At 61.8% G+C, this 18,875-nt stretch carries 15 protein-coding genes; 3 read left to right on the top strand and 12 right to left on the bottom strand.

Annotated elements, in window-relative coordinates:
• Positions 1–124: 124 nt before the first annotated feature.
• Complete coding sequence (locus ACO06O_RS18465; protein ID WP_421883171.1) at positions 125–1,030, top strand: LysR family transcriptional regulator; 906 nt, start codon at positions 125–127, stop codon at positions 1,028–1,030.
• A 160-nt stretch (positions 1,031–1,190) separates the two neighbouring features.
• On the opposite strand, the gene ACO06O_RS18460 is transcribed toward ACO06O_RS18465, so the two are convergent.
• The 9 genes from ACO06O_RS18460 to mabB form a co-directional block, all read right to left on the bottom strand.
• Positions 1,191–1,592 (bottom strand): RidA family protein, encoded by a 402-nt coding sequence (locus ACO06O_RS18460; RefSeq protein ID WP_421883169.1) that lies wholly within the window; start codon positions 1,590–1,592, stop codon positions 1,191–1,193.
• Complete coding sequence (locus ACO06O_RS18455; protein ID WP_421883167.1) at positions 1,589–2,443, bottom strand: alpha/beta hydrolase; 855 nt, start codon at positions 2,441–2,443, stop codon at positions 1,589–1,591. Before ACO06O_RS18455 ends, ACO06O_RS18460 begins: the two co-directional genes overlap by 4 nt.
• A gap of 43 nt (positions 2,444–2,486) precedes the next feature.
• Positions 2,487–3,173, bottom strand: coding sequence for an ABC transporter ATP-binding protein (locus tag ACO06O_RS18450; RefSeq protein ID WP_420417544.1), 687 nt, complete (start codon positions 3,171–3,173; stop codon positions 2,487–2,489).
• Positions 3,166–3,927, bottom strand: coding sequence for an ABC transporter ATP-binding protein (locus tag ACO06O_RS18445; protein WP_421883164.1), 762 nt, complete (start codon positions 3,925–3,927; stop codon positions 3,166–3,168). Before ACO06O_RS18445 ends, ACO06O_RS18450 begins: the two co-directional genes overlap by 8 nt.
• On the bottom strand, positions 3,920–4,876 hold the full coding sequence (locus ACO06O_RS18440; RefSeq protein ID WP_420417542.1) for a branched-chain amino acid ABC transporter permease: 957 nt from the start codon (positions 4,874–4,876) through the stop codon (positions 3,920–3,922). Before ACO06O_RS18440 ends, ACO06O_RS18445 begins: the two co-directional genes overlap by 8 nt.
• A complete protein-coding gene (locus ACO06O_RS18435) occupies positions 4,876–5,808 on the bottom strand; it encodes a branched-chain amino acid ABC transporter permease (RefSeq protein WP_420417541.1) in 933 nt (310 codons plus the stop codon). Before ACO06O_RS18435 ends, ACO06O_RS18440 begins: the two co-directional genes overlap by 1 nt.
• 61 nt (positions 5,809–5,869) lie before the next feature.
• Positions 5,870–7,054, bottom strand: a complete 1,185-nt coding sequence (locus ACO06O_RS18430; protein ID WP_421883161.1) for an ABC transporter substrate-binding protein — start codon at positions 7,052–7,054, stop codon at positions 5,870–5,872.
• A gap of 77 nt (positions 7,055–7,131) precedes the next feature.
• Entirely contained in the window at positions 7,132–8,445 is a 1,314-nt protein-coding gene (locus ACO06O_RS18425) for a fumarylacetoacetate hydrolase family protein (protein WP_421883159.1), read from the bottom strand.
• A 75-nt stretch (positions 8,446–8,520) separates the two neighbouring features.
• Positions 8,521–9,597 carry a 5-aminosalicylate 1,2-dioxygenase gene (gene mabB, locus ACO06O_RS18420; RefSeq protein ID WP_421883156.1) on the bottom strand — a complete coding sequence of 359 codons (1,077 nt, stop codon included), beginning with the start codon at positions 9,595–9,597 and terminating at the stop codon, positions 8,521–8,523.
• Between the two features lie 260 nt (positions 9,598–9,857).
• Between mabB and ACO06O_RS18415 the strand changes: the two genes are divergently transcribed.
• Entirely contained in the window at positions 9,858–10,607 is a 750-nt protein-coding gene (locus tag ACO06O_RS18415) for a GntR family transcriptional regulator (protein WP_421883153.1), read from the top strand.
• 96 nt (positions 10,608–10,703) lie between these two features.
• Positions 10,704–11,894: an FAD-dependent monooxygenase gene (locus ACO06O_RS18410; RefSeq protein WP_421883150.1), complete on the top strand. Its 1,191-nt coding sequence runs from the start codon at positions 10,704–10,706 to the stop codon at positions 11,892–11,894.
• Positions 11,895–12,649: 755 nt separating this feature from the next.
• Here ACO06O_RS18410 and ACO06O_RS18405 read toward each other — a convergent pair.
• The 3 genes from ACO06O_RS18405 to recF form a co-directional block, all read right to left on the bottom strand.
• Positions 12,650–14,407 (bottom strand): adenylate/guanylate cyclase domain-containing protein, encoded by a 1,758-nt coding sequence (locus ACO06O_RS18405; RefSeq protein ID WP_421883147.1) that lies wholly within the window; start codon positions 14,405–14,407, stop codon positions 12,650–12,652.
• Positions 14,408–15,191: 784 nt separating this feature from the next.
• Positions 15,192–17,648, bottom strand: a complete 2,457-nt coding sequence (gene gyrB, locus ACO06O_RS18400) for a DNA topoisomerase (ATP-hydrolyzing) subunit B (RefSeq protein ID WP_421883144.1) — start codon at positions 17,646–17,648, stop codon at positions 15,192–15,194.
• A gap of 32 nt (positions 17,649–17,680) precedes the next feature.
• Positions 17,681–18,838 carry a DNA replication/repair protein RecF gene (gene recF / locus ACO06O_RS18395; RefSeq protein WP_421883140.1) on the bottom strand — a complete coding sequence of 386 codons (1,158 nt, stop codon included), beginning with the start codon at positions 18,836–18,838 and terminating at the stop codon, positions 17,681–17,683.
• Positions 18,839–18,875: the final 37 nt, after the last annotated feature.

The raw sequence follows: 18,875 nt of genomic DNA, 5'->3' as shown, positions 1-18,875 counted from the left end.
AAGGATCAGATATGCTGTAAAATACCGTTTATTCGGTTAGATTTCAGTTTTGATATAGCTGGAAATCTGCGCTCAGGGGCGTTCCAAGCGTGCTGTCGGGGATCATAAGGATTAGGGGACGCCCATGAACATGCGACAGTTGGAGGCTTTCCGCGCGGTTTTCCGGGCCGGGTCGGTGTCGGGCGGCGCGGCCCTTCTTCATACCTCCCAACCGAGCTTGAGCCGCCTGATCGCCGACCTGGAAGCGTCGATCGGCTTCGCCCTGTTCACCCGGGGGCGGCGCGGCATGGTCCCGACGATCGAGGGGCGGCTCTTTCACGAGGCCGTTGAGAAATCCTACCTAGGCATGGAGCGTCTGAGGGACACCGCGCGGGGTATTGCCGAGAGCCGCGACGGGGAGATTGCCATCGGCTCCATCCCGTCAGTGGCCCAATCGCTGGTGCCGAGGGCACTGACCGGCCTGCGGGACGTCTCATCAAACCGGCGCATACATATTTCGGTCGGAACGGCGCCGGCGATGATCAATGCTGTGCTTCTGAACGACATCCATATAGCTGTGGTCGGTGCGACGGTGACGCTTCAGGATGTCGAGATCGTCTTCAAGATCGAATTTGACGGGGTTTGTCTGATCCCGGAAGGCCATCCGATGGCAGGGTCCGAGGGCCCGGTCGACATCATGGCATTGGATGCGGGTTCGTTCGTGTCCTATGACCGCCAACTGCTTGAGGTCATGCGGTATTCCCCGAGCGTGATCGATCACATCGTGGCGAACGCGGCGGTTACCTCCAACTCGACACCGACGCTTGTTGCGGTATCCCGGGCCTTGTCCAAACCGGCGATCGTCGAACAACTGGCAACCAGAACCACCGGCCTGACCGAGGGGTTGGTCGCCCGGAAAATCCTTCAGACCTCCAGGCACGGCCTGGCCCTGGTAAAACGGCCCGACCGAGTTCTCCCGCCCCCCGTCCAGGAATTCGCAACAGCATTCCAGAACATCGTGACAAGGCTGTTTGAGGGGGAACAGACTTGACGGACGGCGTTAGACCCCGTCGGCAAGCCCGTCCCATACATTCTGATGGCGTGCAGTCTGTGAAGCGAAACAAGACATGGCATGCAAGCGCCCCGATGGGCTGGGACGGACTCTACCGAAATGGGCAAGATGTTTGAGGTTGCAGGTCACGGACCCAACACTAATCGGCGCCGGCGCCTATAAACCCTACGGCCTCGATCTCGACCTTCAGCTCCGGAGTCGCCAATTCCTTGATCCCGATCAGGGAGCAGCAAGGAAAGTCGCCGGTGAAGAACTCAGCCCTCGCTTTCCAGACTTCCTCGCGTTCCGTGATATCGGTGACGAAGATCGTCAGCTTGGCGATATCGTTCATCTTGCCGCCGGCGGCCTCCACCATGCCTTGAATCTTCTCAAAGGTCCGCTTCGTCTGCGAATACATGTCCTTTTCGCCCATGACATTGCCTGCCAGGTCGTGGGCGGTCATGCCGGACACGAAAAACTGATCGCCGACGCGCTTGCAGTTCGACCATGTGCCGGGTTTCGGTTCCTTGACCTTGTCGCTGAGAATGCGCTGCATCTTCATGGTGTTTGGTCTCCTAGTTGTTTGAGGATGAAATTGAACGGGGCGCTTCCCGGCGCACCGATATCGGCGATGACGCTGAAATGATGGCGATCCGGCACGATTGCGGTCTCCGCCGACCGGCCGCTTTCACGGAGCAGTGACGCGAAGTCTTTGGTCTGCGCATGGAAACCGCCCGGTTCGCCGTCGCCGATGCCAAGAAACACCGGGACCGAGGCTGGCGGTAATTTGCGGACCGGACTGCAGTCGGCAATGGTCGCATCGTCCAAATTCAGCCACTCGTCGGCATAGCTGCCGCGCAACGGCGCCAGATCGTAAAGGCCGCTGAAGGCGCAGAGCCCACGGATCCCATGCACATCCAGTCCGGCGGCGGCCAGACCGTCGGCGGAGGCGGCCATCGCCGCCAAATGCCCGCCGGCCGAGTTACCGGCGATCACCATGCGCTGCAGGTCCAGCCCCTGCGCGATGCCGTCCGTTCCAAGCCAGGCCATGGCCTTGAAAATGCTGTCCACAATCTCCCTGAGCGAGGCCGCCGGGGCCAGGGGATAACCGATCGACACGAAGGCGATGCCCCGTTCCGTGAAATGCGGGGCGAGGCAGGCTCGATCTTCCGGTCGTCCACCTTTCCACCAGCCGCCGTGAATGAATGCCACGAAAGGCACGCTGCCCGGCATGTCCGGCTTGAAGAGTTCCAGGCGCTCCCGGGGATCCGGGCCGTATCGCAGCCCCAGAACCGCGTTCGGGCCGTTCCGGACGGCCTCGCTTCGGACGGCATAATCCTTCAGCACGTCCGGAACGTCACCGCGTTCCATGTCCAACCAGTAATCCGATGCATCCATCTGCCCTGCATCCATTTGCCCTGAATCCTTCATGCCACGATTGCTGCCCGGTGCTCCGTCACACACTGATCAGAATTTCGACCTTGTCCCGTTCGGCGGCCAGCGCCGTGGTGTCGCCGCTCCAGGCGATGCGGCCTTTCTCGACGACATAGTGCCGGTTCGCCAGTTGGCGCAGCCGGTCGATATGCTTGTCGATGACCAGGATCGACTGCCCCTCGCGCTTCAGCGTCTCCAAGCTGCTCCAGATTTCCTCCCGAACGACCGGCGCCAGGCCCTCGGTCGCTTCATCGAGGATCAGAAGGCGCGGGTTCAGCATCAGTGCCCGGCCGATGGCGAGCATCTGTTGTTCGCCGCCGGACAGTTGGTTGCCCATGTTGCGTGCCCGTTCGCTGAGCCGCGGAAACAGGCCGTGCACGCGGTTCAGGTCCCACGGTCCCGGCCGCCGTGTCGCCAGCAGGTTCTCCTCCACCGTCAAGTTCGGAAAGACGCGGCGTCCTTCGGGTACGAGCCCGATCCCCAAGCCCGCGACCCGGTGGGCCGGCAGCCCTGTGATGTCCTTGCCATCGAACCGGACATTGCCGTGCAGCTTGTCCTTCAGGCCCAGGATCGACATGACCGTTGTCGACTTGCCCATGCCGTTGCGACCCATCAGGGTCACGACTTCGCCCGCCCCGACGGTCAGTGAAATCGAATGCAGTACCTTGCTGCGGCCATAGGCTACACCGAGATTTTCGACCTCAAGCATGGGCCTCGCCCTCCGTTCCCAGATAGGCGTCGCGGACGTTGGGGTCCTTGCGGATATCATTAACCGTTCCGGAGGCGATGATGCGGCCGAAGCTCAACACACTGACGCAATCCGCCAAGGCGAAAACAGCCTCCATGTCATGTTCGATCAACAGCATGGTGACATGCCCCTTCAGGGAGTGAAGCAGGGACACCATGCCATCCGCCTCGTCTCGCCCCAATCCGGCCAGCGGTTCGTCGAGAAGCATCAGAACCGGGTCCGACGCCAATGCCATCGCGACCTCAAGCTGGCGCTGCTCGCCATGGGACAGTTCGCCGGCAAGCCGGTCGGATCGATCCGCGAGCCCTACCTTCGACAATTCCTCCATGGCCCGGCTGCGCGCCCGCGGATAGGCGATGGCCGGCCGCCAGAAACTCAGCCAACCACCATCGCGAAGCTGACTGGCCAGAAGCACGTTTTCGAGCACGCTGAAATCCGGGCACAGGCTGGTCACCTGATACGACCGCGCCATACCGAGCCGGACACGCGCCGGCGTCGCCAGTGCGGTTACGTCCTCGCCCTGAAAAACGATCCGGCCCGAATCCGGCCGTAAGGCGCCCATCAGCTGCGCAATCAGCGTCGTCTTTCCGGCTCCATTCGGTCCGATGATCGCGTGCAGCGTTCCTGGTGGAACGCTCAACGATACATTGTCGGTCGCGGCAAGACCGCCGAACCGCTTGTTGAGACCTTCAACCGAGAGAATGGGTTCAACCATGATTGCGCCTCCTGGACAGCAGGCCCATCACGCCCTGCGGCGTGTAAAGCGCGACAGCGATCAGGATGGCGCCGACCGGGATGGCCCAGTATTCGGTGATGCCGGATAGCACCTCTTCCAGCGCCAGGAAGGCAACCGTCCCGGCCAGAGGTCCGAACACGCTGCCGAGGCCGCCGAGGACGACCATGACGATCAAGTCGCCGGAGCGTGTCCAATGCAGCATCGCGGGACTGACGAAACCGGCATGGTTCGCCATTAGGAACCCGGCCCCGCCGGCGATGACCCCAGCGACGGTGAATGCGACAAGGCGGACCCGGAACGGCTCATACCCCATGGCACGGGTTCGGGCCTCGTTGACCTTCGCGGAACGCAGGACCAATCCGAAACGGGAACTCGACAGCCGGGCGACCAGGAACATGGACGCCGTCAGATAGGCCGCCGACACCCAGTAGATCAGATAGTGTCCGCTGAGTGCCTGCCCCAGGAACCGGCTCTTCGCGAAGACCGTCATGCCATCGTCTCCGCCATAGTCATAGGCGCCGACGGCGGCCAGATAGAACATCTGCCCGATCGCCAGGGTGATCATCAGAAAGTAGATGCCTTTGGTGCGCAGGCTGACCAGGCCGACGAACAGCGCGACCAGAACGGACAGCACCAGGACGGCGACCAACTGCAGGAACCCGTTCGACAGCCAGGTCATGCCGTCATTGAAGGCGTGGTGGCTGGCGATCCCGACGACATATCCGCCGATGCCGATGAAAACGGCATGGCCCAGACTGATCAAACCGCCATACCCCATGATCAGATTGGTAGCGACCGCCGCCGAGGCCAGGATCAGGCAACGCGAGGCCAGCGACAGCAGGAAGAGATCGTCCAGCCAATAGGCGATAGGCGGAACGGCGCAGAGCAGACCGATCAGAATCGCAAAGGACACAAGCTGTTTGCGCATCAACCGGCCCTCCGTGCAAAAAGGCCCTCTGGTCGCACGACCAGCACGCACGCCATCAATAGATAGATCAGCATGCCCGACAGGGACGGGGCCAACGCGGCGGAGACGGAATCGCCGGCCAGGAAGGAGATGATCGCTGCCATGTAGGATCGGCCCAAAGTGTCAATGAACCCGATCAGCAGCGCCGCCCAGAAGGCGCCTTTGACATTGCCGACCCCGCCCAGAACGATCACCACGAAGGCGATAATCAGGATCGGTTCGCCCATTCCGATCGTTGCAGACATGATCGGTGCGGCCAGCGCGCCGGACAGTCCGGCCAGCGCCGCGCCGAGCCCGAAGACAAAGGTGAACAGCAGCCCGATATTGACACCCAGCCCCCGAACCATATCGCGATCACTGGCCCCGGCTCGGATCAGCATTCCGACCCTCGTCTTGACAATCAGCACATAAAGAAAGATCGAGACGACGATTCCGCAGACGATGAAGACAAAGCGATAGAGCGAGTAATCGAGCCCCGGCAGCAGGGGCACCGAACGGTTCAGCGCATCAGGCAGGGCGAGAGAAAGACCCTGCGCGCCCCAAAGCGCCCGCGCGACCTCGTTGAGGATGAGAATGAACCCGAAAGTGACCAAGACCTGGTCGAGGTGATGGCGCTTGTAGAAATGGCGCAGAACGGTGACCTCCATCAGGAAGCCAAGCGCCATCGTCAGCACGATCGCCACCACGACAGCGAGATAGAAGTTTCCCGTCTCACCCGCGACCCATGCCGCGATGAAGGCGCCGAACATGAACTGGGAGCCGTGGGCCAGGTTGACGAGATCCATGATCCCGAAAACCAGCGTCAGGCCGGCGGTGATCATGAACAGCATCATTCCGAACTGCAGCGCGTTGAGCGATTGTTCGAGAAACAGAAGCGTTGCGGTGTCAGGCATCGAGATCTCCAGGGAAGCCGGGTGGTCGGCCCCGCCTTTGTGGCGGCGGGGCCGAACCGGATCAGTTCATCGAGCAATTGCCGGCGTAGACGTCCTGGAAGTCCGACAGGACCTTCTTCACAATCTTGGTGGTCAACTCACCGTCTGCCCCTTGCACCACTTCGATCTGATAGAAATCGTGGATCGGGAAGTGGTTGTTGCCGAACCGGAAGTTGCCCCGCACTGAATTGAAATCCGCTGCCTTCAGCGCTTCGCGTACCGCATCCTTGTCGCTCATGTCGCCGTCCAGCTTGCGGACGACGCTGTCGATCAGCATCACCGTGTCATAGGCCGTCGCCGCAAAGTTCGACGGGTTCCGGTCGTACTTGGCCCGGAAGGCTTCCACGAATGTCCGGTTTGCCTCGTTCTCCAGGTCGATCGACCAGAACAGCGCCATCTGGGCGCCAATGGCGGGCTCACCGATACTCGGGATCGTCAATGCGTCGAAGGTGTAGACCGAGTAAAGCGGGATCGTGTCCTTCAGGCCGGCCTGCTGATATTGGGTTACGAACTGCAAGGCGTGCGCCGGCGGGTAGAAGACAAAGACCGCTTCGGGATCGGCGGCCCGGACGCTGGCCAGTTCACTCGAGAAATCCAGCTGATCCGGCCATTTCGTCATCGACGTGCCGACGACCTCGCCTTCGAAGGTGGAAATCACGCCTTCCACCATGTCCTTGCCCGCGGCGTAGTTGGGGGCCAGCGCATAGATCGACTTGGTCCCGGCCTCGTTCAGGACATGACCGACCGCGGCGGGCGCCTGACCGTTCTGAAAGCCGACCGCGAAGAACCACGGATTGCAGTAATCGCCCGCGAGCTGATGCGGTCCGGCATTGGTGCTGATGATAAAGGTTTCGTTCTCGACGGCCGACGGAAAGGACGCGAGCAGAACATTCGAATAGTTGTAGCCCAGCAGGAAATCGACCCGGTCCTGGAGGATCAGCTTGTCGGTCTTCTGCTTACCGATCTCCGGCTTCAGCCCGTCATCCTCGACAAGGAGTTCGATATCGTGGCCGCCCATCTTGTTGCCCAGCATCTCCAGCGCCAGATCGACGCCGCGCTTCGTCGCTTCGCCGCCCGCACCGGCACTGGTGGTGAATGTGGTCACAAGGCCCAGCTTGATGGTCTCGGCGGACGCGCCCACCGGCATGGCAAATGCCGCGACGGCGGCAGCCATCGTGGCGAGCGTTTTAACGGATGGTTTCATCATGTTTCTCCTGTTCGGTGTTTATCGTTTCAACAATCGAGTGCTGTTGTGGCCTTGCGGCTCTTCTTTTGTGCGGGGGGTCACTCCGGCGGGCCGATGCGGGCCCGGACTGCGCCGACGCCGTCGATGCGGCCCAGAAGTTGGTCCCCGGGAACGACTGGCCCGACCCCGGCCGGCGTTCCGGTGAAGATCAGATCTCCCGGGCGCAGGGTGTAGAATTGAGAGAGGTTCGAGACGATCTCGGGCACCGACCAGATCAGCTGATCGACGCTGGAATCCTGTTTGATTTCGTCATTGACCCAAAGGGCGATCCGGCCGGGGATCGGCCCATCGACCGGATCCGATGGGCGGATCGCGCCGATTACCGCGGAATGGTCGAAGGCCTTTCCGGTTTCCCAGGGCCGCCCCTTGTCCCGCGCGGCCAGTTGCAGGTCGCGCCGCGTCATGTCCAGCCCCGCCGCATAGCCGAACACGGCGCCGGGGGCGTCCGACACATCCACATTACGGACTGTCGCTCCGATCGCGATGACCAGTTCCATCTCGTAATGGAAGTTCGATGTCATCGTCGGATACGGGATCTCGGCGCCATCCAGCACCAGTCCCTCGGGATACTTCATGAAGAAGAAGGGCGGATCGCGTTCCGCGTCGAAACCCATTTCACGAGCATGTTCGGCATAGTTCCGGCCGACGCAGAAAATGCGTCCGACCGGGTAGCCCGCCTCCTGTCCCGCGACCGGCACCACCGGGCGTTCCGGCAGGGCGAAGCCGGCGGGATCGGCATTCCGTTCCAGCCCTGCTTCGCGCAAGCGGCGCTCCAGATCCTCCAGCCTGTCCGAGCCCCAGAACGCCTCGCCGCGAAAGGTGAAATAGGGAACGCCGAGGATTCCGGCCTGTTCGCACCATTCCATGACGGAAGCGAGTTGCGCGTCGATCTCGCGGGTCTGGTCGGCGGCCGCGGTCAGTTCCGCTTCCGTTACCCCTGTTTCCAGCGCGATCTGTCGCACCACATTCGCGTCGCTGATGTTCCGGCCGTGGCTCCAATAAGCGCGATTGCACGCGATGGTGAAGGGCCGGAATGCGTCTGATCCGCTGGACAGAAGATACTGGCCCAGCCGCGAAGCGTCCTGAACACCCTTGAGACGCCATTCGATCGGCGGGTCCCAGGGCAGGCCCGCCCATTCTGCGCGGCGCTGACAATCCTGCCGGTTATAGCCGAAGCGCGGATTGTCGAGCGTGACCGGGAGGCTGGACGGCCGGGGCACATCCGCCGCAATTTTCCAATCCACCTCAACGTCGAACCGGTCCCCCAGATCCAGCATTCGATCCACGATCAGGGCGCAGAACGGGCTGCGGTAGTTGAAGAGTATCATGACGCGGTTGGTACCCAATTTCATGCTCCGTTCAGACATACGGGGAGCGTCGACCGCCACGGTGCCGCAAGCGGTTTCGGCGTAACCCTTTGTTATGATTTACGTACCGTCGAAAGTTCCGGTGACGGTCTGCCGGCCTCCGTTCGCTTCAAACGGTTGCTCCCGCACCATGCCCAGCGCGGCTAGCGCCGGCCGGTCGGTGATCGAGAACAGGAACGCGTCTTCCGCGCCGCATCGATGTTCGTGCCAGGCCCAGGTCGGAATGACGAAGACGTCCCCGGGGGACCAGTCGAACTGAATTCCGTTGATGACCGTGGTTCCGACCCCTGAGATGACATAGACAACGGTGCTGGTCGTCATCCGGTGGGCCAACGTGTCTTCCCCGGCGCGCAGCAATTGTGCGTGACAGGTCATGGTTGGCAGTGTCGGGCCGGAATTGGTCGGATTGATATATTCCAGAATGATCCCGTCGTACGGGCTTCCTTCGCTGTCCCGCTCGGCCAGCAACGCTGCGCGCATATCGGACCAGGGATAGCGGAGGACGGGATGCGTGTCGGGATAGTCGCCCCAGCCCGATGGCCGGAACAACCCCAGACGGCGCTCAGAGAAATCGCCGGGACGAGGCGGGCAGTTGCCGGCCTCGCCCGGTTCGAACAGGCTGGCCTGCATCAGGTTCACCAGCGGGAAATCCAGGGCGTCCAGCCAGACGATGTCGTGTTCGGTCTCATTCTCATGCTCGTGCCAGGTCCAGGACGGTGTCAGGACGAGATCGTTCTCCTCCATCCGCAGGGGTTCCCCTTCGACCCGGGTATAGACCGCGCCGCCCCGGCTCTTCGCCGCAAAGCGGATTGCGCCCGCCATGTGCCGGTGCGCCGGAGCGCGCTCTCCGGCACGGACGAGTTGGAAGGCGGTCGCGATGGTATGGCTTGCACTGTAACTGCCGGGCAGGTCCGGATTGTGATGTTCCATCGACCGGCGCTCGGCGCCGCGCTCCGGTGTGATCAGGTCGCCGGCGCGCATCAGCAACGGGATGACATCGTTCCAGCGCCACAGCCAGGGGCGATAGCTTGTCCGCGGCTCCTTGGTCACGAAGTCGGAGATGTATTTCCATGTCGGCGCCATGTTCGCCGCGCGCATATCCTCGTGAAGCAGATCGAGAGAATCGTTCTTCAGCATTGTCCCTGCGCGGCCCGGGCCGCCAATATCGTTATCGTTCACTCAATCGATAATTGATGCATACATCGGCTGTCAATTATTTTATCGATAAAAAATTATTTGATCGATTATATTGTTAACCCTCGACAGTGCGGCTCACGCGCTCGGTACAGCGGCACGGCGGTTCGAGGCCTTTCCGTTGACATCGGATGCGGACTGACCTCTATATCTGTTTTCATCGGCAATATGAAAAATTATCGAGAAGTTTAGGATCGCATGTAATGGCCAACCGACCGAACCAAGGGCGCTCCACGGTCCGCGTGGCACCGGGCTGGAACGCGGAGGAGCCGGATTCAAGCTCCCTGACGCAGGCCGCCCTGGATGCCATACGGGAAGATATTCTGTCCGGCGAACTGACGCCGAATACGCGCCTGCGCATGCAGATGCTGCGCGAACGCTACGACATCGGCGCCAGCCCCTTGCGGGAGGCATTGTCGCGTCTGGTATCCGACAATCTGGTTCTGTCCTTGCAGCGCCGGGGATTCGTGGTGGCGCCGGTTTCGTTGAGCGACTTCCGGGATCTGACAAATCTTCGAAAGCTCCTGGAGAAGGAAGCATTGTCCCAGGCTCTGGCGAGAGGGGACGACCGCTGGGAGGCCGCCATTGTTGCCGCCTTCCATCAGTTGAACCGGGTACAGGAACGCTTCGATCCGAATGATCGCGACAGCGTCGTCGCCTGGGAGGACATGAACCGCGAGTTCCATGATGCGTTGGTTTCAGCCTGCAAGTCGCCCTGGCTCTTACGCACGCGCAACACCGCCTATATCTGCTCCGAACGGTATCGACGGCTCTGTCTCAGCATCACCTCCATCTCCCGCGATGTGAAGGCCGAACACAAGCAATTGCTGGAGGCCGCGATGGACCGGGACGTTTCGACGATCCATGTCCTGATCTCCGAGCATTTGGAGGCAACTTTCCGCAAGGTCGAGGAAAGCGGAAAACTGGACGAGGTCGCTCTGGATCACGATTGAATTATCGGTAATTCATTTTTTTATCGATAGTTTGTTGACAAGCCGCATGCCGCTTCGCATGCTGCGGCTCCCATTCGGCAACGGGAGCAAAGTGCCATGACACGCGGTTCCAGAAAGTTCATTGTCGCCGGCGGCGGCATCGGCGGGCTGTCGATCGCCTATGCGCTGGCCCAAAAAGGCCATGAAATCGCGGTCCTGGAGCAGGCGACCGATTTCACCGAGGTGGGCGCAGGGATCCAACTGGCACCGAACGGCATGCGCGCCTTGGCCGATCTCGGCCTCGCCGATCCGGTAATGCCCTATGCCTGGAAGCCGGAAGCCCTGCAGATGCGCAATGGCTATACCGGCGCGCCGATTGTGAAGCTTCCCACCAATGCGGAATTCGCGCAGCGCTACCGCGCGCCCTATTGTGTCGTCCACCGTGCCGATCTTCTTTCGATCCTGCTGGATGCCTGTCAGGCGGAAACAAGGATCGACTTGCAAACTGGCGCCCGAGTCGAAGGTTACGAGGCGGCAAATGGCGGGGTGTCGGTGCGGCTTTCATCAGGCGAAACGGTGGAAGGCGACGCCTTGATCGGTGCGGACGGATTGCGGTCCGCCGTACGACAGAAAATCGTCGGTGACGGCGCCCCGGAAAAGCCGCGGCACGTCGTCTATCGCGGCGTGGTGCCACGGCACACCATCCCCGACGCCCTGTGGTGCCAGGACGTTGTCATGTGGTGCGGCGACGGCGCTGATTTCGTGCACTATCCTCTGCGGTCGGGTGAGTTGTTCAATCTCGTGGTCACCTTCCGCTCCCCGATAGAGCTTGAGCCCGACGACATCGAGGGGTCGCTCGAAGACATGACCGCTCCCTTTAGCGGCTTCGCGCCCGAGGTCCATGAATTGCTGCGCCACCTGCCGCATGAGAGGCGGTGGCTCGTATCGGATCGCGAGCCGGTGGCGAATTGGGCCGACCGCAATGCCGTCCTATTGGGCGACGCGGCCCATCCCATGCTGCAATACATGGCCCAGGGTGCCTGTCAGGCGTTGGAGGACAGTGCCGAACTGGCCGCGTCCCTGTCGCGCCACTCCACGATTGACGAGGCCTTTCGGGCCTATTCGCATAAGCGCTACCTGCGCACCGCCCGCGTCCAGCTCAGCGCGCGCCGATTCATCGAAGTCTGCCAGGCCGGCCCGGTCTTCGACCAAGTCCGCGACCATTACTTCAAACATCGGCCGGTCGAGAAACTCTACCAGGCCATAGATTGGCTGTACTCCGCCGAAAGCCATCTGAGGTTCGAGTAAACTCGAACCCGAGGGTGCGAGCGAGCCGCAGCCGCGAGATCCGCCCTTACTTTCCGTCGCCCATACCATACATGGTTTCGCGGAGGCGCAAGGGGTGGGGTGCGCGTCCGAACACTAGAAATTCCAAACCGATTAAGGCTTCGTACGACGGATCAGATCCTATACTGTTTCTAAAAAGTTTCGCCTCCTGGTCGTGACTTACCTTTCGCCCTGGGACTTCAAGATGCGTAAATGCTTTATGATGCCAGTTGCAGGACTGATCCTATTGGTAGCAATCGCAACCGCCACTTTCCTTGAGTTCTCCGCAAATGAAATGACAGCCAGTCTCGAGCCGTCCCCAAAAGAACTTATGGAGAATGGTAAAATCCTAACAACTCAGACTGCGGGGGCGACGGTCGTTCTTTACGACCACCGCATGTTCATTTGCGAGTTCGGTGGTAAGCTTCGTGACCAATCCGCCGCATTCGGACCGTGTTTCGAATCCGAATTCCTCGAAGAGTACAAATAGACAAAGGGATCGCCACTAGCCCCCCACGCGCGCCATGGCAAAGAACAGCGCCAGTCACTCGACCCGGTATGGCTTGGGGAGGTTCTACGGGCAGAGTCTGGCAGGGGTGGTAATTCCAAAAAGTAGATTCGGGATCACGCGACCGCATTTATCCAGGAACGGACCTTACCCAAATCTGGAAGAAGATTAAGGGCTTAGGTCATTAGCACCGAAACGCTCAATCCGATTTGCTCTGACACTTCCCGCTTCAGCCTTCAGAGTCGATCGTGAACACTGTGGTCTCGGAACCGCGCCCGCGCAGTTGCACGCGTCCGACTTCGCGCCAGACATAGTCGCCCCTCGCCTTATCGCGCGTATCGCTCGAGATACATAACGTCTCTCCAACGTCCTTACCCAGTGCCTCGAGCCGCGCGGTGGTGTTCACGGCATCGCCGACGATGGTGTAATTCATCCTCGCGCTGGCACCGATGTTCCCGACAAGCACCGTGCCTGTGTGAATGCCGATCCGTGTAACCAACGGTGGCTCGCCGTCAGCCTCCCGTTTGGCATTTATCCGCGCGGTGACGGATTGTATCTCAAGCGCCGCCGCCAGAGCCCGGTCCACATGATCGGACTGTTCAACAGGGGCGTTCCAGAAAGCCATTAACGCATCGCCAATGAATTTATCGACCGTGCCTTCGCGGTCATTGACCGGCAGCACCACGGCTTCGAAATAGTCATTCAGCATCTTGGCAAGCTCGTTCGGCGACATGCCATCGGAAATCGTGGTGTAGCTGGCGATATCGGTAAAAAGGATGGTGACCTCGCGTTCTGTCGCTTTCACATCGCGACCGCTGGCTTCCATGGAGATCAGCTGACGGACCAGGTTCTTCGGCACATAGCGCGCAAAGACTTCGAGGCCGCCTAACATGGCTGCGAACGCCTGTTCGGCTCGGTTCAATTCCGTGAACCCGCTGAATTTGTGGTCACGGGGGACGATGTTGAGGCTCTCCACTTCCTTCGCCGCCGAAGACAAACGAATGATCGGACCGACGATCCCGCGCCCGACCAACACGGCGAAGACAACCGCGCCAATGAGGATCGCCAAGCCCACAAGGGCGATCATTTGTGCCCGCTCCACCGCTGGTCCAAGCACGGTATCGCGCGGGACCACGTCTGCGGTGTACCAACTCTTGTAGCCAAACCGGTCGACTTCCGCGACCGAGACCAGCCATCGGCGCTCGGCCACCGTCACCTCACCGATTTCGGTTTGACCGCCGTCAACGAGGGCGAAGACGGCTTCGGCGACCGGATCCGACAGATCGCCGATGGAGGGGACCTCCTCCCACTTCGCGAAGGTTTCGAGACCCGCGAAGGTCGGATGCGCCAAAACATATCCCGTTTCGTCGAATGCGAACCGGTATCCTCCGCCCTGGTCATCGGTGTCGGAAATGTGCCCGGAAATCGTCGCCACGCCCAATTCTGTGAAAATGCTGCCGATCGGGGCACCTTGCGGGTCGGCGACGTGTATGGAGTATTCGATAACCGGGCGGTCGTCTTCGTTCAGGAAGATATCGTCGAATCCCTCCGTTCCGTCCCCTGGGCGACCCGCCTTCACATATGCAAGGGTTTCGCCATCCGGCCGGTAGGTCAGGTCAGATTCCGGCGGATCATCCCCGTCCTGCCAGACAAGGACAGTTGAGCCGTCCCGGCGAACCAGAGTTAGGTCGTACAGGTAATCCTTGTTGCGGACGAAGGCGCTGAGAACCGCAATCGCGTAGGGATCGGAGGCACTCTGGTTCGACGCACCCACCAGTTCTGCCAGGGTGCGCATATCTTCCTCAACCTGCCGAAAATATTCGATCAGATTTTCCGCAATCGCGTTCGTGCGGTTCTGCTGCAGTCGGCGGGTCACTTCGAGCGCCGACTCCATGGATCCGAACGTGCCAAGCGCTCCGACCGTACCAACGGAGAGCACGATAAGAATGCAAACGCCAAAACCGAGGACAAACTTGACGCTTTTCATGATGGCTTGGACTCCAGCTGCCGGTTCGGCGGAGTAATTTCCGCCAGGTTCGACCACCTCAGGCCGGAAGACCTCGGACGAGAAACTTCCGTAACCTGCCCCCGTCGTGGACGTTTCCAGTTCTTGTGGCCTGCCAGAAACCTCGCTCACATATGGCACCTACCGATATCGAATTGTCTCAAAGACGCATCTTGTTGGAACCCACTCTCAGGAAGCGAGTTATGTGTCAGTCGAGACGCGGGTTAGGTCAGAATTGATCGCTGACGAAGCGATTTGGTTGCGTTTGTCCGCTCCGGGTCAATGGCGAGGCAGGCCCTTGGCTCCTTCGCCGGCGGACGTTAGGCAGGATCATCCCCATGGATGCCAGACCGAACTCCGTCGACTGCGTCTGGACATGCAGGGGAACCGGTTTCAATCGCAAACTCCAGACAAATGGCGAAAAGTCGGAGATCGGTTCCAATTGTCGCGCATACACCGCTTTCGGCCATGATTGGCCGTACCAATCTGATTGCCTAAGGGTCCAACAGTGTCGGGGAAAGCCGATGCGGCCTTTAGATGTTGTAGAAATCCACAGCAATTGTCCACTAAGGGTCAAGAACAGGCGGCTTTGCATGTCGGCCTGATCGTCCGTTCGGGCGCGTATGGCGGACGGTGCGCGAACGGCAGGCCGTTCGGGTTCGAGGTTCGGGTCCGAGCGTTAGGCGCCGTCGGTCCAGTCCGTGCGGCAGAACCCTAATACCGTAAGGTAAGTTTCCAGGGTTATGTGACTTCTCACACCCCCGAACTAAACGTCCAAATTTGCCACTTTCAGCGCGTTTTCCTGGATGAAGTCGCGGCGGGGTTCGACGATGTCGCCCATCAGGGTGGAGAAGACGGTATCGGCGTCGTCGCCATGGGCGACCCGGACCTGCAGCAGGGTGCGGGCTTCCGGATCCAGGGTGGTTTCCCAAAGCTGGTCGGGGTTCATTTCGCCCAGACCCTTATAGCGCTGGACCGACAGGCCCTTGCGGCCGGTCTGGACGATGCGGTCGATCAGGTCGATTGGGCCGGTGATCTTGTGGCCGTCTTCCTTGATATGCAGGGTCGCGCCGTTCTGGCTGTAGATCTCCTGCAGATGGCCGGCCATGCCGTCCAGCTTGCGGGATTCGCCGCTGCGCAGCAGTTCCGGGTCGACCTGGATGCGTTCGGTGACGCCCCGGTTCACGCGGGTGAAGACATAACCGTTCTCCGCGCTCGCCTCGCCGGTCCAGCCCCTGGCATGTTCGTCGGACAGGCGGTCCAGCACCTTGGCGACGAAATTCGCGGCGTCGACGGCCAGGTTGATGTCCTGCTGCAGGGTCGCGCTCAGCGCGCCATAGATCGCCAGTTGCTCGATCACCTGGGCGTTGCCGCAGGACCGGGCCAGCGGCTCGATCAGGCGTTTGGCCTCGCGGGCGCGGCTGACGATGGCGCTCAGATCCTCGCCGGCCCGCTGGGCGCCATGGGCGTCGGTCAGGACGGCGTCGCTGAGCCCGTTGGCGACCAGGAAGGCCTCCAGTTCGGGCTCGTTCTTGATATAGCGCAGCTTGCGCTCGCCCCGCTTGACCAGGAAGAGCGGCGGCTGGGCGATATAGAGATAGCCCGCATCGACCAACTGACGCATCTGACGGTAGAAAAAGGTCAGAAGCAGGGTGCGGATGTGACTGCCGTCGACATCGGCGTCGGTCATGATGATGATCTTGTGATAGCGCGTCTTGTCGAAGTTGAAATCGTCCTTGCCGATCCCGGTACCGAGCGCGGTGATCAGCGTGCCGATCTCCTGACTGGACAGCATCTTGTCGAAGCGCGCGCGCTCGACATTCAAGATCTTGCCCTTCAGCGGCAGGATGGCCTGGAACTTCCGGTCGCGGCCCTGTTTGGCGGAACCGCCCGCGCTATCGCCCTCGACCAGGAACAATTCGGACTTGGCCGGATCGCGTTCCTGACAATCGGCGAGCTTGCCGGGCAGGGAGGCGATGTCTAGCACGCCCTTGCGGCGGGTCAGTTCGCGGGCCTTGCGCGCGGCCTCGCGGGCCGCGGCGGCCTCGACCGCCTTCTGCACGATCTTGCGGGCCTCGCCGGGGTTTTCCCCGAACCATTCGGCCAGTTTCTCGTTGACGATCGCCTCAACCACCGGGCGAACTTCGGACGAGACAAGCTTGTCCTTGGTCTGGCTGGAGAATTTCGGATCCGGCACCTTGACCGACAGGACGCAGGTCAGCCCCTCGCGGGCGTCGTCGCCGGACAGGGTGACCTTTTCCTTCTTCGCCAGGCCGCTATCGGAGGCATAGCCGTTGATCTGACGGGTCAGGGCGCCGCGGAACCCGGCCAGATGCGTGCCGCCGTCGCGCTGGGGGATGTTGTTGGTGAAACACAGCATGGTCTCGTGATAGCTGTCGTTCCATTGCAGGGCGCATTCGACGGTCAGGCCGTCCTTCTCGCCGGTGATCAGCACCGGGTCGCCATGCAGGCTCTGCTTCGACCGGTCCAGCCAGGAGACGAAGGCCTGGACCCCGCCTTCATAATGCAGGTCGACGACCTTCTTATCGGCCGAACGCGCATCGGTGAGCTGGATATGAACGCCGGAATTCAGGAAGGCGAGTTCCCGCAGCCGGTGTTCCAGCGTGCCGAAGTCGAAATCGGTCATGGTGAAGGTTTCGGGCGACGGCAGGAAGGTGATCTGGGTACCCTTCTCGCCCACGCTGTCGCCGACCACGGCCAGCGGCGCGACGGCGTCGCCGTGTTCGAACCGCATGCGATGGGTCTTGCCGCCGCGCTTGATTTCCAGTTCCAGCCAGATCGACAGGGCGTTCACCACCGAGACGCCGACCCCATGCAGACCGCCGGAAACCTTATAGGAATTCTGGTCGAACTTCCCGCCGGCATGCAGCTGGGTCATGATGACTTCCGCCGCCGAAACGCCCTCGGTCGGGTGCATCTCGGTCGGAATGCCGCGACCGTTATCGGACACGGTGACGGAGCCGTCGCCGTTCAGCTTGACCTTCACGATGTCGCAATGGCCGGCCAGTGCCTCGTCGATCGCGTTGTCGACGACTTCATAGACCATGTGGTGCAGGCCGGTGCCGTCATCGGTATCGCCGATATACATGCCGGGCCTTTTGCGCACCGCTTCCAGGCCCTTCAGGACCTTAATGGAATCCGCGCCATACTCGTTCACGCTCTGGCCGAGGCCGTCCGTATCCGATGTCGAATCGTCACTCATACCGAACCCAATCCAGTCACTTGGTTACACTGTCATCCGGCGGGGCGAATGGTCGCCGCCGCCACTTCGAAATATTGCGCCCGGCCGCCCAAAGCGCCGAACACCCCGGCATCCGTGCCGGTGATCCAGGCCTGCAGGCCCAGGCCCAGCACCGTGCCGAACAGCGCGTCGCGCCGCGCCTCGTCCAGATGCGCCGCCACCTCGTCCAGCAGCAGGACCGGTCCGGCGCCGCGCTCCGCGCCCTGCAGCCGCGCATGGGCCAGGACGATGGCGATCAGCAGCGCCTTCTGCTCCCCGGTCGAGCATTGCGACGCGGGCAGGCCCTTGGCCAGATGCGTCACCGCCAGGTCCGAGCGGTGCGGCCCGACCGCGGCGCCGCCGGCCTCGGCGTCGCGCCGCCGGTTGTCGCGCAGGGCCGCCGCGAAACGGTCCTCTGCCTCCAGCGCGGGCAGCTCGGCCAGCCAGGTCTCCACATCGCCGTCGACGGCGATTGCCGCGCCGGGGAAGGGACCGTCCTGCCGGGTGCAGGCACGGGCCAACCGGTCCGCCATGTCGCGCCGGGCCGCCGCGATGGCGATCCCCCGCTCGATCATCTGGGCCTCCAACGCGCCCAACCAGGTATCGTCGCCGGTCCCGTCCTTCAACAGCCGCGCGCGCTGACGCAAAGCCTTGTCATAGGCCGTAACCCGACCGGCATGGGCCGGATCGAAACCATAGATCAGCCGGTCGAGGAACCGCCGGCGCTCGCCGGACGATTCCTGGAACAGCCGGTCCATCTGCGGCGTCAGCCAGACGACGGACAGATGCTCGCCCAATGCCGCCTGACTGCGGCCGGCCTCGCCGTCGATCCGGACCACCCTGCGGTCGCCTTCCGGATCGCGCCCGGTGCCCAGATCGACCGGGCCGGTTGCCGTATCGACCGTTCCGGCGACAGCCCAGGCCGTCCCAGTGCCGCCGCCGTCCGGTGAAACCCGATCCAATTCCTGCGTCTTCGCCCGCCGCAAGCCGCGACCCGGCGTCAGCAGCGAAACGGCCTCCAACAGGTTCGTCTTCCCCGCGCCGTTCTGCCCGGTCAGGACGACGGGGCGCGGGTCCAGATCCAGCGCCGCCGACAGATAATTCCGGAAGGCGGTCAGCCGCAACCGGCGAACCGCCAAGGCCCGAACGGGTCCGGTCTCTGACATTGCCATTCGCGTCTCGGCCGACGCTGCGACGAGGGTGGACACG

Source organism: Pacificispira sp. (genome assembly GCF_965228185.1).
Classification (GTDB): domain Bacteria; phylum Pseudomonadota; class Alphaproteobacteria; order UBA8366; family Aestuariispiraceae; genus Pacificispira.
The sequence above is the reverse complement of the archived record's forward strand: the minus strand, read 5'-3'. Positions and strand labels throughout refer to the sequence as shown.

What these genes read in the sequence shown, in the direction of transcription:
- ACO06O_RS18465 (WP_421883171.1), top strand. Translation starts at nt 125, where the DNA reads ATGAACATGCGACAGTTGGAGGCTTTCCGCGCGGTTTTCCGGGCCGGG.
- ACO06O_RS18460 (WP_421883169.1), bottom strand. Translation starts at nt 1,592, where the DNA reads ATGAAGATGCAGCGCATTCTCAGCGACAAGGTCAAGGAACCGAAACCC.
- ACO06O_RS18455 (WP_421883167.1), bottom strand. Translation starts at nt 2,443, where the DNA reads ATGGATGCAGGGCAGATGGATGCATCGGATTACTGGTTGGACATGGAA.
- ACO06O_RS18450 (WP_420417544.1), bottom strand. Translation starts at nt 3,173, where the DNA reads ATGCTTGAGGTCGAAAATCTCGGTGTAGCCTATGGCCGCAGCAAGGTA.
- ACO06O_RS18445 (WP_421883164.1), bottom strand. Translation starts at nt 3,927, where the DNA reads ATGGTTGAACCCATTCTCTCGGTTGAAGGTCTCAACAAGCGGTTCGGC.
- ACO06O_RS18440 (WP_420417542.1), bottom strand. Translation starts at nt 4,876, where the DNA reads ATGCGCAAACAGCTTGTGTCCTTTGCGATTCTGATCGGTCTGCTCTGC.
- ACO06O_RS18435 (WP_420417541.1), bottom strand. Translation starts at nt 5,808, where the DNA reads ATGCCTGACACCGCAACGCTTCTGTTTCTCGAACAATCGCTCAACGCG.
- ACO06O_RS18430 (WP_421883161.1), bottom strand. Translation starts at nt 7,054, where the DNA reads ATGATGAAACCATCCGTTAAAACGCTCGCCACGATGGCTGCCGCCGTC.
- ACO06O_RS18425 (WP_421883159.1), bottom strand. Translation starts at nt 8,445, where the DNA reads ATGAAATTGGGTACCAACCGCGTCATGATACTCTTCAACTACCGCAGC.
- mabB (WP_421883156.1), bottom strand. Translation starts at nt 9,597, where the DNA reads ATGCTGAAGAACGATTCTCTCGATCTGCTTCACGAGGATATGCGCGCG.
- ACO06O_RS18415 (WP_421883153.1), top strand. Translation starts at nt 9,858, where the DNA reads ATGGCCAACCGACCGAACCAAGGGCGCTCCACGGTCCGCGTGGCACCG.
- ACO06O_RS18410 (WP_421883150.1), top strand. Translation starts at nt 10,704, where the DNA reads ATGACACGCGGTTCCAGAAAGTTCATTGTCGCCGGCGGCGGCATCGGC.
- ACO06O_RS18405 (WP_421883147.1), bottom strand. Translation starts at nt 14,407, where the DNA reads ATGAAAAGCGTCAAGTTTGTCCTCGGTTTTGGCGTTTGCATTCTTATC.
- gyrB (WP_421883144.1), bottom strand. Translation starts at nt 17,648, where the DNA reads ATGAGTGACGATTCGACATCGGATACGGACGGCCTCGGCCAGAGCGTG.
- recF (WP_421883140.1), bottom strand. Translation starts at nt 18,838, where the DNA reads ATGGCAATGTCAGAGACCGGACCCGTTCGGGCCTTGGCGGTTCGCCGG.